Source organism: Methylomonas sp. 2F7 (genome assembly GCF_057126975.1).
The window spans coordinates 3,067,991-3,081,966 of the sequence record NZ_CP195203.1; the positions used below are offsets into that span (position 1 = coordinate 3,067,991).

A 13,976-nucleotide genomic window follows, 5' to 3' on the forward strand; every position below is an offset into this window, starting at 1 on the left:
ACAAGTGCACCGAATTAGCGACACAGCTGTTCGATTGACGCACCAGCCTGGTTACTCGTGCTGACAGGCGCACCAATTCAGATCAAAGTTTGTCATCGACAGGGAAATACCCTATAAAAAATCTTATCACCCAAGCGCCCCAACCGGTTTATTAACCAGCTCCCTCAACCCATGGTGCGGTCATTTCCGCAGACACAGGGGCCAGCATACTTGATGCAAACGGCTAGACTTGACCGCTATCACCCTGGAACTTCGCTTGACTCAAATCAAACTCACTAGCACCAATATAGTGCAGACATATAGCGCATAGCCGAGTATCGGAGTTTGCTGATAGGCTTCTCAAACATTTTTGCCGCCGTGATCGATATTGATCCTATACCAGCGCATAAGGCTTAAAGCCGGGATAGTGATAAAAACCCCAGCCCTAGCCCACCTTTGCACTAACATGAACCATCAATTCGGGCGAACGCACTAATATTGTGCATTCGAGCTGTTTTTTACCCGGTAAATGGGCCGATAAGGCAACTTTAGGCTTGGCGTACAAATTGCTTATTCACTATAACCCTTAAAACTTAAATTAGCCCGTGCACAAAAAGATACTGGATCATTTAAACGAAGCAATCCTGCTGTTTGACAAGGACTTGCGCCTGACCTATATCAATCCCGCCGGCGAGATGCTGCTTGCCGACAGCGCCAAACATTTGCTTGGCCAAACGGCGCACAAACTATTCAAAACCGCGCATAACACCCTATTTAACGATTTGCTGCCGCGTTTGTATTTGCTGGAGCCGCTGGTCGATAGAGAATTAATCCTAGAGCGGCTAAGTCAATCGATTACGGTTAACCTAAGCGCCACTCCGTTGCTCGAGGATGGAAAATTAAGCGAAATCCTGATCGAACTGCAACAGGTAGACCGGCATTTACGCATTACCAAGGAAGAACAATTGCTGGCCCAGCAAAACACCAGCCGCATGTTGGTGCGCGGCTTAGCGCATGAAATCAAGAATCCGCTGGGCGGTTTGCGCGGCGCGGCGCAATTGCTGGACCTGGAACTGCAAGATCCTGAATTAAAGGAATATACGCAAATCATTATCGCCGAGTCCGACCGCTTGCAGGATCTAATGGACAAAATGCTCGGCCCCAACAAACCCGCGCATAAAAGCCAGCTGAATATTCACGAAGTACTGGAACGCGTCCGACATCTGGTCACGGTAGAAGCCGCACACGGCATTATGCTGCATACCAATTACGACCCGAGCATCCCGGAAATTTTCGCCGACAAAAACCAGCTGATCCAGGCCATTCTGAATATCGTCCGTAATGCCGTGCAGGCAGTACAGAACCACGGTGTGATTACCATGAAAACCCGGGTGCAACGGCATATGACCATAGGTCGCAAACGCTACAAACTGACCGTAAAAATCGACATTATCGATAACGGCCCGGGTATCAAACCCGAGCTGATGGGACAGATTTTTTATCCAATGATTACTGGCCGTGCCGAGGGCACCGGACTTGGCCTATCTATTGCTCAATCTTTGATCAACCAACACAACGGCTTGATCGAATGCGAAAGCGAGCCGGGCAACACCGTATTTTCCATCTACCTACCTTTGGAGACGAATCATGCAAATACCTGACAAGGTCTGGATTGTCGATGATGACAAATCCATCCGCTGGGTACTTGAAAAAGCCTTGCAAAAAGCCGGCGTGCATACGCAAAGCTTCGCTAGCGCCAACGAATTGTTGAAATCACTACCTGGCGGGCTGCCGCAAGTATTGATCACCGATATTCGCATGCCGGGCATGGACGGCTTCGAGTTGTTGCGGAACATTCAAAACAGTTATCCGGATTTACCGGTGATCGTGATGACCGCTCATTCCGACCTGGAAAGCGCGGTGTCGGCGTTTCACGGCGGGGCGTTCGAATACCTGCCTAAACCCTTCGATGTCACCGAAGTCGTCGAAACCGTACAACGCGCCTGCGCTCACAGCAAACAACGGCAAAGCGACATTGTGCAAGCCCCGCCGACCGTGGAGGAAACTCCGGAAATCATCGGCGAAGCGCCGGCCATGCAAGAAGTGTTTCGGGCGATAGGCCGTCTGGCGCGCTCGCACATCACCGTACTGATTAACGGCGAATCCGGCACAGGTAAGGAACTGGTCGCCAAGGCCCTGCATCGCCACAGTCCGCGCGCCGAGCAACCGTTCATAGCCCTGAATATGGCGGCCATTCCTAAAGACTTGATGGAATCCGAACTATTCGGCCATGAAAAAGGTGCGTTTACCGGTGCCCAAGCCCGGCGTATCGGTCGATTCGAACAAGCCAACAACGGCACATTGTTTCTGGATGAAATCGGCGACATGCCCGCCGAATTGCAAACCCGCTTGCTGCGGGTACTGGCGGACAATGAGTTTTATCCCGTAGGTGCTCACACCTCGGTAAGAGTGAACGTGCGCATCATCGCCGCCACCCACCAGGACCTGGAAGCGCTGGTGGCCCAGGGCCGGTTTCGGGAAGACTTGTTTCACCGACTGAACGTGATTCGGATTCATATTCCGCCATTGCGCGAACGCAGGCAGGATATAGGCTTGTTGATGCGGCATTATCTGTATCAAAGCGCGAAGGAACTGAATACCGAGATCAAACTGTTAAAGCCGGAAACCGAGGCATTTTTAAGCGGTTTGAAGTGGCCTGGTAATGTGCGGCAACTGGAAAATATCTGCCGCTGGCTGACGGTGATGGCCTCCGGCCGGGAAATTCATCTGGAAGATTTACCGCCGGAACTGACCCACAATAGCGGCGATTCCGCATCCGGCGAAACAACACCGGGAGATTGGGAAAGCCAGTTTAAAAACTGGGTCAAGCAACAATTAACGACCGGCAAAGTGGACATCGCCAAACAGGCTATTCCCACCTTAGAAACTCTGTTGATTGAAGCGGCTTTGAATCATACGCATGGTCGCAAACACGAAGCAGCACTGTTGCTGGGCTATGGTCGTAATACCTTGACCCGCAAAATCAAGGAGCTAGATATTAAAGAATAAGCGCCCCCGCTGCCGGGAAACCGCCATTTCCTGCACAGCGGGGCGTCCTCGATAGCCGTTTGCTGAGGCATTTTGGCCGGCAAAAACCGGCAGGTTTTTTTATCCGTTTAAATGCCTTCGGTGTATACTCCCGCCGTCTGATTAACCTCAATAACAAGCAGAGAAGGTTTATATCTAATGGCGGATAAAACGGTAAGTAAACACCTGACCAATCTTGAAAGACAGTTCGCGGCGAACGATCCGGTTTTGCAAAAAACCGCCAAGATATTTCAGGATCTCGATGAAATCGAGTTTGAACTGGGTTTGATCGATAACGACGAGACTACCGCGCGCAAAACCAGTTGGTGGCCAATTGTCAGCACCTTGGGCGGTTACTCACCAGCCAAATCAGACTTTGTCAATCGCTACCTGGGCGTACAACTGCACACCGCCCGCCATAAATTCACCGTACTGCAATATACACCGCAAACCAATACCGCTACCCTACCCGGTACCGCATTGGACGCCGACCACCGCTTGCCGTTTTATCAAATCAGCCGTCAAATCGATTTGGCCGCCAACGGCGAAGGCAGCAAACTTAACGGTTATCTGGAACTGGTCACCGTCAATAGCGGCAAATTGAAAAATAAGCTGTTGATCGACACTCCGGTATTAAATCCGGCGGCGGAAAATCCGGTGTCCGGCCTACTGCGGAAATACGTAATAGGCATCTCCGATCTGGTACTGGTATTTAACGACTTATTCGAAGCCGACGCCGATTTGATCAAGGACACCCTGGCAGAGATCGTTGCCCACCAGGATGCCAACAAATTTATATTCGTCATCGATCATTCCGAAATCACTATCGATGCGCTGAAAAGCCAGGAAATCGCCGCATCCTGGCAACGCCGCCTGGCCGAACTGGGCATCCACACCGGCCAATTCATTGTGTTATCGCAATCCGGCGATACCTCGCTGTTCGATCAGCGCTTCAACAACATTAATAATGATCGCTCATACCGCATACTCGGCACACTAGAAAACAGTATCCGCGCAATTGACGACACCATTTTCCCGGAAGTGGAAGAAGCCTTGACCACCTGGAAAGATAGATGCAACGCCTCCACCTTAATCGTGCTGGGTTTTGTGGTGATGTTGATGTTATTTGCAGAAATCGCCGTGGGCATCCTCGAATTACTGATCGATCCGCTGATAGGCCCAGCCATTCTCGCGGTGTTGATCGGCGTGTTGACGCCGCTACATATAGTCGTCAGCCGGGTGCATGCCAAATTCCTGATCAAGCAATTGCACAAGCGGCAAAAACAGTTAAATCTCAGCGAAGATTTGGCGGGGTTGTTTGAAAAAAGCCTGAGCTTCTGGCGAATTTTGATGCCGATCACCGACCCGGTCGGTAAAACCAAGAAAAACCGTAAAAAGCTAAACGGTCTTATCGAGCAAAGCAAAGATTTGGTGCAAGCTCTGAACGACCAGTTCAGCCATAGTCAGCAACCGGAATATCGCAGCCAATACGACGCGTATCCTTATGCCGACTCTGAGGAAAACTGATTAAGTAGCGTGCATCGTAATGGAAATCTTCAGACATTATTTCCCGCTGTGCTGGTTCAATGTCTCGGTCTTGGACCTGCCCAGATCGACGCGCTTTTTTAAAAACAATGCGATTTTTTATTTTATCGCCGTGTTTTTTATTCAATTCAACATGTCTGACGACATCGACGCAATCTTCGAGGTAGCCTTGGAAGTATTGCTAACCCTGGGCTTTATCGCGCTGGTGTTAGTACTGAATAAAACCTTTTATACCTTCATACAAGTCGCGTCGGCCATTTTGTTTTGTGAAAATGTCGTCGCGATCTTTCTGATCCCTATCGTGTTTTGGGTAACCGTGGCGGAAGATACGCCCAGCTATGCAACCTTGGCTTTGTTTTTCCTATGGGACATGGCAATCGTCGCGCGGATCTTTAAGGACGTATTGCAAGTGAATACACCAGCCAGCCTGGTGGTATCTTTGTTTTATTTTTTAACCACTTACGGCGGCGCTTACGGCATCTACAGCCTAGTGGGCGGCTGAGGCTTCCGGTTTAACGCCGTAATAATTGGACAGCACGTCGTAGGCACCTTGCACACCCACAACCGCTGCCGCTTTTAAAGGTAAACAAGCCCCGCTCCATTGCTTGATCTTGCCGTCAAAATAAAACGCCCATTCCCCCTGCCAGCAATCGCCTTTCTTAGCAATGCGACCGGCCATCACCGACGTCACTTCGTAGCGGGCAGATACCGCTAGTAAATTGCGTGAATCAGCGCTTAGCACTTCGCTCAGCGAGATTTTTTGCTGTTCTTCCAAATCCAACATCGGAAATATCATCGGCACGCCTTTAATTTTCGACGCAAACGCCAATGCGCTTTCCAATTCCGGCATGCTGTCAGCGTTGTAAAACCGCCGCCCCTCTTCGTCATCGACGACCAGCCACACCAGGGTTTCCGGCCTGATCTCGCTCCAAATGCCTACTTGGCTTTTGCGCATGACTTCCATCAATTGGTCTTCATCAAACTGCACTCTGAGTAAACGCGCGTCGGTGTCGGGCAGTTCGTCGGCGGAAATCAAGGAAAATTGCGATTGCTTGACGTAGTTCTGCGCACTGGACAAAGCCTGCTGCACCACCGGAATTTTGGAAATATCCTCCGACACCAAGACCCGACTTAGAACGGCATACATGGCCTGCTTGATCGCTTGCGTTCTATCCTCGGCGGACTGACTATTGGCTATCAGCTCAATCTCATACAAGCCTTTTACCTCGACAGCCTCTGCTAATGGGCAATTGCACAACAATCCCCACAAACACAGCCTTAAAAACCCGGATTTACCCTTCATAAAAACCTTGACCACAAGCCTACCCTGACAGTGCATTAATGGGAACTATAGTACAATATCGCCCGTTTCAACCTTAACTTTAACGAGAGACTGACATTGAGCGAACAACAACAAGACCGCCTGAATTATAAAAGCGCGGGCGTCGATATTGAAGCCGGCAACGCTTTAGTCGAACGCATCAAACCCATCGCGGCCAAAACCCGTAATGCGGGCGTCATGGCCGGTTTAGGCGGCTTCGGTTCGCTGTTCGAATTACCGCTGGATCGTTACAAACACCCAGTACTCGTATCCGGCACCGATGGCGTCGGCACCAAATTAAAGCTGGCGCTGGATTTAAACATCCACAACAGCGTCGGTATCGACCTAGTAGCCATGTGCGTTAACGACATTATCGTCCAGGGCGCCGAGCCGCTGTTTTTCCTGGATTATTTCGCCACCGGCAAGCTGGAAGTCGACACCGCCGCCAGTGTCATCGAAGGCATTGGTAAAGGCTGCGAACAGTCCGGCGCGGCATTAGTTGGTGGTGAAACTGCGGAAATGCCCGGCATGTACGCGGATGGCGATTACGACTTGGCCGGCTTTTGCGTCGGTATCGTCGAAAAAGGCCACATCATCGACGGTAGCAAAGTGCAAGCCGGCGACAAACTGATCGCTCTGGCCTCGTCCGGCCCGCATTCCAACGGCTATTCCTTGATTCGCAAAATCGTCGCTCGTAGTGGTCTGGCCTGGACCGATAGCGTCAACGGCAAACCACTCGGCGAGACCCTGCTAACTCCGACTCGCATCTACGTCAAACCACTGTTGGAACTGCTAAAAACCGTGCCGGTGCATGCAATGGCCCATATCACCGGCGGCGGCATTACCGAAAACCTGCCGCGCGTGTTACCCAACGGTCTGAACGCCAATGTGCAACTATCGGCCTGGCAATTGCCGGAGATTTTCGTCTGGCTGCAACAACAAGGTAACGTGGAACTGGCCGACATGCTGGTCACTTTCAACTGCGGCATCGGCATGATTGTCTGCGTCGCGGCGGAAGATGAAGCCGCCACGCTGGAAATATTGACACAGCAAGGCGAAACCGCATTCAGCATCGGCGAAATCGTCGCCGGTGACGGTAAACCTCACGTAATCTACTCCTAACTCTCAAACTATCTCCGCCGTGCCTGAATTCACAGGCACGGCGTTAAAAAGTCTTCAGTTTCACCTGCGATCAATTCAACACCAATAAAGTCATTTCCTGATCAGTCAGTTGCCAACTGATTTGAAGCAAGCCACCTCAAATCGCCATTTCCAAAGAAATTGCCAAGATCTTGAACTACGGTGATTTAGTTCTGTGACAGACTCAATACCCACAAGGGTATAAAACGAAAGGTATGTTGTTGATTCCGTTCTTGGTAAGTTTGCCTAACCTCAATCGGAATCAACCGGTTCAAAGCTTGCTTGAATCCGCTGATAACTTAAGCTTTACGACGAACGCCCAAAAAACCTAACAATGCGGAACCGAACAACCAGACGGCGCCAGGGACTGGCACAGGAGCAGCGGTGACCGTGAAGTTAGTGGTATTTGGAACTTGCGCTGCGAAAACACCGTCACCCAGGTTAGTCCAATTCGCGTTAGTATTCACCAAAGCTTTGTATTCTGCGAAAGTGGCTTTTCCGCTGCGTACGCCGTTATACCCGGCATAGTCGGTGCTGCTGTTCAATTGGACTGCGCTAGTACCTACCGCCAAACCAGTATTTGTCAAAGTACCGTTACTGCCAAACCCTCCATTAGAAACCGCAGCCAAGAATGTCGTTGGTGCATTCGCAGTTGAGCCTAATAGGGCATAAATCGTTTCGTTAGTGGCGTTCATACCATTGTCGCCGGACGCACCGAACAAAGAACCCGCCGATACTGAGCGCGATAGTTGATCATATTTGCTGAAACGCACGACAGTTCCGGCAGCAATGGTCGAAGCGCCACTGTTCCAGGACATAATACCTTCGCCGGTATTGAAAGCACCGCCCGCACCAATCGCGCTGCCGTTCCACTCATTGTCGTTGAAGTGAATCACGGTGTTGGCACCAAGATCAACGAAAGTCACGAATGAAAAACCATCTTCATCAGCGTTAAAGGAAGTAAATGCGATGTCGCCAGTTGATAAAGCAGCGTGCGCATTAACGCCAGCGGCCATCAGCACTGCCGCAGCTAAAACTTTGCGTAACATGAGATTCTCCAGTTTTTGAGTGCTCGCTTGCCTAACAAAGGCAAGTCGGCTAGTCATTCAGAAATACAAAAAAGGCCCGGCAAATGCCGAGCCCTCATTAAAATTGGAGGCGTTCCTGCCTCCCTAAGCAATTAAGCTTTGCGGCGACGCATGCCAACGAAGCCAGCCAATGCTGAACCGAACAACCAAACCGCGCCAGGTACTGGCACAGCCGCTGGCGTTGCGGTGATCCTCATCGTGCGATCAACACCGCTGTTAGGATGTTGAATGTTGACGTAAGCGACGTTTGCGTTGAATTTATCGAAGTACAAGCCAGTGAACTCGGAACCTACAGTGCCGTTAGAAGCCCAACGAGCCAGACCTTCGCCTGCGTCCAACAAATCACCGTCTTTATTGATGTCTTTGGCAAACCAAATATCGTCGTCGATAGCACCATCGCGGTCTTCGATGATGTACATATTGCCTTCGGCATCGATTGCCAAGTTATCGGCATTTCTCAAGCCGCCACCCACCGCCAAACCGGTTGCCAAATCAATGGTGTTGGAATCGGCAAACAGGCTAACGGTGTTTGTAGCTACATTGAAGTTATAAATGCGGCTACGGCCATCTGTAGTATTGGCGTTGGTGTCAGAATCTGTAGTAGCAAAATAAATCAACTGATTGCCGCCCAAATTTTGAACTTCCAAATCTTCCGGACGGTTGTAGCCGGTAGCACTCACTGCTGTAGCTGAAGCGCGGCCATCGATATTTCCGTCTTTAGCCAGAACAGAAACACCAGTTAACGCGCTACCGCTAGTGTTTGTGATAGCTTCCCAAGTAAAACCACCCGTAATAGCTGGACCGTTGTTACCTTCGAACTGGCTACCAGCACCCACTTTCATGGCGAAAGTTTGGCCTGCGGCGAAAAAGTCGTCGCCAGTGGTTGCTAACGGATTTGCTGACACGTATTTAAAAATCGAACCGCCATTCAACTCGTCGATAAAATACATGCTGTTGCTGCTGTCGAAAGCCAGACCTTCGTGAGAAACGTGCGGTACCACAGAACGTTGAATGAAGTTACCGCCATTGGCTGCTGCAGTCGTAGCGTTGGTCACTTCGAACAAACGACCTTTGCTGCTGTTTGCGCCCCAAGATTCTTCGGCAGTTAAATAACTACCCCAAGGTGTCCAGCGTGACGCATCACCTGATACAAAGCCTTGAGTACCTGGTGCAACGATAGTAGTAGTGCGAGTATTGTAGTTGCTGTCTTGCAAATCGATACGTTGTACGCCACCGGTGCCAGTTTCAAACGGCATGAACAAATAACGACCCGCGTTAGCGCCGGTTTCGTTAGCAGTGATCATGTCCCAGTTGCCTGAATTTGAGCCAGGTACCAAGGTGTTTTGCGTGGCACGATCAGCGATGGTGACTTGAGTAAAGCCTGGGTTTGACAAAGTAATTGGGGTTGCTTCGTTAGCGGTCGGACCAGCCGAGCTTGTCAGCGGAGTAAAATTATCAAACCAAGTGTCTGCCGCGTGAGCGGTCAAAGGCGAAACAACAGAGGCTACTGCCGCTGCGATCAGAGTTAATTTAAAAGCTTTCATAAAATAAACATTCCTAAAGCAAAGTCGGTTAATTGTTTTTGGTCTTCCGCAAAAATCTGCCTCACAGAATTTGCAGAAAGAATGTTAACCAGCGCTCAAGAAATTAAAGTTGCAGTTCTGTTAAGTTTTCGTGACATGTAATACGCCTCTAGAACCCAGCTTGCCGCGACTAAAATCAACTTATCTACTCTCGCTTGCAGCCCCCCTGCCTTCAACCTAGCAAATATCCAATCCCCAACGATACCCGTCGACAAAAGCCATGCACATCAGGGACTCAGCATGGCAATTAGGCAACAAGACGCTCGATAGCGGATATTTGCAATCCTGTCTCTACCAAAAGTTTGGCGTAACAAAACCAGTACTGATTCTTAAGCTTTAGAGCAATAAGGTCGCGGTCGAAAACTGGGCGCGAATGTCACAGAAGACAGAGCTGGCCCCGAAAAATTGAACAGCCGGTTAAGTGAAAATCCCTGCTACTTTTGATCGTCCGTAAGGACAAAACAATGGAGCAGAAGATGTCCAAAAAACCGAGAAGAAAACATTCGCCGGCCTTCAAGGCCAAAGTCGCCTTGGCCGCTTTGACGGGTGATAAAACCCTGGCGCAGTTGACCCAGGAGTTTGAGATTCATCAAAACCAGATTGTCGACTGGAAGAAACAGCTGACCGAACGGGCTGCCGAGGTGTTTGGGAAACCCGCGGAGCCCGAATCACCGCCAGTCGACCTGTTAGCCCTGCATGCGAAAATCGGCCAACTGACCTTGGAAAACGATTTTTTAGGGAACGCGCTCACCAAGGCGGGATTGCTGAGCGCAAAACGATGATAGACCGTGAATCCAAACTGTCGATTGGCCAGCAAGCGCACCTGTTGGGGATCAGTCGAGGTAGCGTTTACTACCTGCCCAAGCCGTTATCAGCGCGCGATCTGGACATCATGAAACGCCTGGATCGATTGCACATGAAACATCCCTTCATGGGCGCCCGGCAATTGCGAGATCAGTTGAATGAACAAGGGATCACCACTGGCCGTAAGCATGTGAAAACCTTGATACCCACAGGGCACAAGTGAAGCGGATGGGCATCGAAGCCGTGTATTGCAAGCCTAATACGAGCAAGAAAACGCCAGGGCACGAAATCTTTCCCTACTTGCTGCGCGGCATGACCATCAACCGAGCCAATCAGGTTTGGGCCCTGGATACGACCTATATTCCGATGGCAAAAGGCTTTGTTTACCTGACTGCGGTTGTGGATTGGGCCAGTCGGAAGGTCTTGGCAGCCAAGGTCGCGATTACACTGGAAGCCTGTCATGCCGTCGATGTGCTGGAACAGGCGTTTCGGCTGTATGGTAAACCGGAGATCGTTAATACCGACCAGGGTAGCCAATTCACCGCCAAGGCGTTTGTCGATGCCGTGAAAAATCAGGGTTGCCAGTTGAGCATGGACGGACGGGGCGCCTGGCGAGATAATGTTTTCGTCGAGCGATTGTGGCGATCGGTCAAATACGAGCGGGTTTACCTACATGCGTACGATTCCGTCGGCCAAGCCAGAGCCTCGATTCTGGATTATTTCGAGTGGTATAACCACAAGCGACCCCATTCCAGCTTGAACCGAAAAAAGCCTCATCAGGCCTATACCGATTTGCTGCCACCGGTCAAAATGGCAGCCTAACCAACAGCAGGGATTTCACTTTAATTTTGGGAATTGCTGTTTAAAGGTTTGGGGCCACCTCTATAAAAAAGGGAATCAATGATGTTATATGTCATTGATTCCCTTAATTAAATATGGAGCTGGCGATGGGACTCGAACCCGCGACCGGCTGATTACAAAGCCTGACAATAAAGGCGATAACCTTGTATATCAATAACTTGCCGGCTTCGCTTATACCAAACCTACCCCATTCATACTTAAGTTGCAGGACTCGAACAACATGCGCTGGTACAATTTTGGTACAGTGCACAACCACTGGATTAGCGCTGTCATTGATTCGACAGAAGGCAGATGCCGACCCATAGTTGACATTCGAACCCTTATGCTCAATGTCAGGAGGGCTTGAATTAGCAGTCATTCAACGTAAAGGTAAGGGGCGCGCCGCTCCAAGAAGCCGAGCGAAGCCGCAGAACCTGATTAAAAAGCCAACCTTCAAAACCGCATCAGAGCGGCGCGTCCCTTTGACCGTTTTGTTAGGCCGAGGATAACGCCCAAGGAAGGCCAACCTGCCGCTAAAAAAACATTTTGAATCACGGTTTAGGAGCCGATTTAATGGCCCAAACAAAAACAGCCATGTAGGATACGCACCGGGTACCTTTCGAAGGCTTGACTCATCGGAAAGCGTTGAAAATGGTACGCGGTGCGTACCCTACGCGGCTTACACGTCCGCAGAACCGAAGTGGCGGGCCAGGTTTGCTGCAGCGGATGGTTCGGCCTACTCGCCGACCCTGCCCGCGGCGATCCCCTCACTGGAGATTGCCGCGGGCATCGTACCACTGAATGTGATCGAGTTGTGCCAATACCGGCGTTTTGTCGGGACCTGCCTTGAAAACGGAGGCCGTCCCCGAAGTCGCCGATGATGCAGTCGCGAAGGCACCTGGCCATCCGCCGACCAAGATGCTGTAGTAACCCTTCATACCAAGGCCCTTGGCGAGGATCGATGCAAGGCACTCGCCTGCCTTGTTGCTTATCAACTCGAGGTTCTTCGCGGCGACTCGGGTTGAGGCGGCCTTGGATGGGACGCTGGACTGCTCGGAACCTGACAGATCTGCGTTACCTTCCGCGGACGTGATGCTCGACATCCCGCCCCCATAGCACGTGATTAGCAAGATACTCTGATGCGTCTTTGGTAGGCCATCAGTCGCGAGCAGATCAGCCAAACTGCTTGCCGGCAGGCGGACGCGGCCGGTAGCGCCGACCATGGAGATGTTGGCACTCCCCACGCCGCCGTGTCCAGAGATGATCAGGAGGTCATCGTCATTGACGGGCGCGAGACATTTCTCGGTGGAACGTTCTGCCAGTTCGAATTCGAGGCCGACTTTCTTGAATCCCTTGACATCGTTCTTCAGGACACTATCTTCTTCCCAGTTCGTAAATGGGAAGTACAGGTAAATTCTTGGCACTTATATCCTCCTCTGTTGCTCAGGACATTAGGGACCTCCGCCGATTGAGGACGATCCTGGAATCGGACGTACTTCAGCGACATGTGGCTGAACTAGTTATTAAGCTGTCAACAGTATATCTACCACTAAACTTGGGTCGCAACAATAAATTTGTGAACTACAAGGATTTTTCCCCTCCGTATATCATCCAAACTGAAGCAATAGGTGAAATTGGAGGGTGTCATGTTGACTGTTCCCGCATCCCTGAGTCAGACGTTCAACACCCAAACGGCGCTCAGTGTGACGATTAAAGAAGCTAAAAGCCCGCTGAATTTTTGACCCAATTCAAATCGTTGGCGGTCATGAGCCAGTTTGCAGTCGTTGACAAAGGACTGTCCTGTGTCAGGAATTGGCCGTAGTTGCTCTGCCAGGCGAGATAAATCGTTTAGCCTGTAGGTGTCTACTATCGGGTTTCGCCTAACCGACGCTAACGATTTGTAACCGCTTATTTCTTGCGCTTTTCAATCAGGCTGTTACGTTGCTCTAACCATAAAACGCTTGCAGCCTGTTCGGTAATGCTGCCGTCCTGTACCAATTGGCATAAGCCTAAATAATGCGCGTAAAGGTTGATGATGCCTTCATCATCGGGGTAGTGTTTAAATAGGTCTCGCTGCTTTTGGTCACTCGCTGAATTGCAGAATTCGCCTGGGACCGGAAGAAAATCAAATCTGTCACCATCGCCTATGGCTGCAAGGCCCGTTGTTACAAACAGTAATAGCGTTGTAAATAAAACTTCTCTAACGACCATAAATAACTCCGGTGTTATGCGATTGCCGCAAAGTCCATCAGCTAGTAACGTTTAGCGCATTGTCGAAGTAAGTCGCGAGGCATCCACTTTCTGGCGCAGATCGAGTCCTGGCTTGAAATGCAGTGCTGCTCGTTGCGGGACGCTGACCCTCTCACCGGTTTTGGGATTACGCCCGGTGCGTGGGTCACGTCGAACCATTGAAAATCCACCGAAGCCACGAATTTCAATCCTTTCGCCATTGGCTAAAGTGGTCGTCAATACATCCAGAATATTGTTAATCGCTAGCTCGACATCTGTTTGCAGCAGATGGGGTTGTTTATCGGAAATGGCGGCAATCAGTTCGGATTTGGTCATGGTAGTTCGTTAGTGAACTAGGGC

The 13,976-nt window shown here is 50.5% G+C and carries 11 protein-coding genes and 1 pseudogene; 6 read left to right on the forward strand and 6 right to left on the reverse strand.

Going from position 1 to position 13,976, the window contains the following annotated elements; translation table 11 throughout:
* The first annotated feature begins 584 nt into the window (after positions 1–584).
* The 4 genes from glnL (at position 585) to ACR64Q_RS13640 (ending at position 5,113) form a co-directional block, all read left to right on the forward strand.
* Entirely contained in the window at positions 585–1,640 is a 1,056-nt protein-coding gene (glnL, locus tag ACR64Q_RS13625; protein WP_020482512.1) for a nitrogen regulation protein NR(II), read from the forward strand.
* Positions 1,627–3,048: a nitrogen regulation protein NR(I) gene (ntrC, locus tag ACR64Q_RS13630; RefSeq protein ID WP_026601356.1), complete on the forward strand. Its 1,422-nt coding sequence runs from the start codon at positions 1,627–1,629 to the stop codon at positions 3,046–3,048. Before glnL ends, ntrC begins: the two co-directional genes overlap by 14 nt.
* A gap of 177 nt (positions 3,049–3,225) precedes the next feature.
* A complete protein-coding gene (locus ACR64Q_RS13635; RefSeq protein WP_026601357.1) occupies positions 3,226–4,593 on the forward strand; it encodes a P-loop NTPase family protein in 1,368 nt (455 codons plus the stop codon).
* A gap of 19 nt (positions 4,594–4,612) precedes the next feature.
* The gene (locus ACR64Q_RS13640) at positions 4,613–5,113 is read left to right on the forward strand and encodes a hypothetical protein (RefSeq protein ID WP_026601358.1); all 501 of its coding nucleotides are present in this window, start codon (positions 4,613–4,615) and stop codon (positions 5,111–5,113) included.
* On the opposite strand, the gene ACR64Q_RS13645 is transcribed toward ACR64Q_RS13640, so the two are convergent.
* Positions 5,099–5,914, reverse strand: a complete 816-nt coding sequence (locus tag ACR64Q_RS13645) for a DUF2066 domain-containing protein (protein WP_231499593.1) — start codon at positions 5,912–5,914, stop codon at positions 5,099–5,101. The two genes, ACR64Q_RS13640 and ACR64Q_RS13645, sit on opposite strands and share 15 nt — an antisense overlap.
* Positions 5,915–6,010: 96 nt before the next feature.
* Here ACR64Q_RS13645 and purM point away from each other — a divergent pair, with 96 nt between their 5' ends.
* A complete protein-coding gene (purM, locus tag ACR64Q_RS13650; RefSeq protein WP_026601360.1) occupies positions 6,011–7,054 on the forward strand; it encodes a phosphoribosylformylglycinamidine cyclo-ligase in 1,044 nt (347 codons plus the stop codon).
* A 317-nt stretch (positions 7,055–7,371) separates the two neighbouring features.
* Here purM and ACR64Q_RS13655 read toward each other — a convergent pair whose 3' ends face one another.
* Complete coding sequence (locus tag ACR64Q_RS13655; RefSeq protein ID WP_026601361.1) at positions 7,372–8,121, reverse strand: PEP-CTERM sorting domain-containing protein; 750 nt, start codon at positions 8,119–8,121, stop codon at positions 7,372–7,374.
* Between the two features lie 131 nt (positions 8,122–8,252).
* Complete coding sequence (locus ACR64Q_RS13660) at positions 8,253–9,704, reverse strand: alkaline phosphatase PhoX (protein WP_026601362.1); 1,452 nt, start codon at positions 9,702–9,704, stop codon at positions 8,253–8,255.
* A gap of 515 nt (positions 9,705–10,219) precedes the next feature.
* On the opposite strand from ACR64Q_RS13660, the pseudogene ACR64Q_RS13665 reads away from it, so the two are divergent.
* Positions 10,220–11,369: pseudogene (locus tag ACR64Q_RS13665) on the forward strand (IS3 family transposase).
* 785 nt (positions 11,370–12,154) lie between these two features.
* Here ACR64Q_RS13665 and ACR64Q_RS13670 read toward each other — a convergent pair.
* The 3 genes from ACR64Q_RS13670 to ACR64Q_RS13680 form a co-directional block, all read right to left on the reverse strand.
* Positions 12,155–12,811 carry a hypothetical protein gene (locus ACR64Q_RS13670; RefSeq protein WP_026601363.1) on the reverse strand — a complete coding sequence of 219 codons (657 nt, stop codon included), beginning with the start codon at positions 12,809–12,811 and terminating at the stop codon, positions 12,155–12,157.
* A 484-nt stretch (positions 12,812–13,295) separates the two neighbouring features.
* Entirely contained in the window at positions 13,296–13,598 is a 303-nt protein-coding gene (locus tag ACR64Q_RS13675) for a hypothetical protein (protein ID WP_026601364.1), read from the reverse strand.
* A gap of 51 nt (positions 13,599–13,649) precedes the next feature.
* Positions 13,650–13,952: an integration host factor subunit beta gene (locus tag ACR64Q_RS13680; RefSeq protein ID WP_026601365.1), complete on the reverse strand. Its 303-nt coding sequence runs from the start codon at positions 13,950–13,952 to the stop codon at positions 13,650–13,652.
* Positions 13,953–13,976: the final 24 nt, after the last annotated feature.

Excerpts from the sequence above, each read along its gene's own strand:
- ntrC (WP_026601356.1), top strand. The coding sequence starts at position 1,627 with ATGCAAATACCTGACAAGGTCTGGATTGTCGATGATGACAAATCCATC.
- ACR64Q_RS13635 (WP_026601357.1), top strand. The coding sequence starts at position 3,226 with ATGGCGGATAAAACGGTAAGTAAACACCTGACCAATCTTGAAAGACAG.
- ACR64Q_RS13640 (WP_026601358.1), top strand. The coding sequence starts at position 4,613 with ATGGAAATCTTCAGACATTATTTCCCGCTGTGCTGGTTCAATGTCTCG.
- ACR64Q_RS13645 (WP_231499593.1), bottom strand. The coding sequence starts at position 5,914 with ATGAAGGGTAAATCCGGGTTTTTAAGGCTGTGTTTGTGGGGATTGTTG.
- ACR64Q_RS13655 (WP_026601361.1), bottom strand. The coding sequence starts at position 8,121 with ATGTTACGCAAAGTTTTAGCTGCGGCAGTGCTGATGGCCGCTGGCGTT.
- ACR64Q_RS13660 (WP_026601362.1), bottom strand. The coding sequence starts at position 9,704 with ATGAAAGCTTTTAAATTAACTCTGATCGCAGCGGCAGTAGCCTCTGTT.
- ACR64Q_RS13675 (WP_026601364.1), bottom strand. The coding sequence starts at position 13,598 with ATGGTCGTTAGAGAAGTTTTATTTACAACGCTATTACTGTTTGTAACA.
- ACR64Q_RS13680 (WP_026601365.1), bottom strand. The coding sequence starts at position 13,952 with ATGACCAAATCCGAACTGATTGCCGCCATTTCCGATAAACAACCCCAT.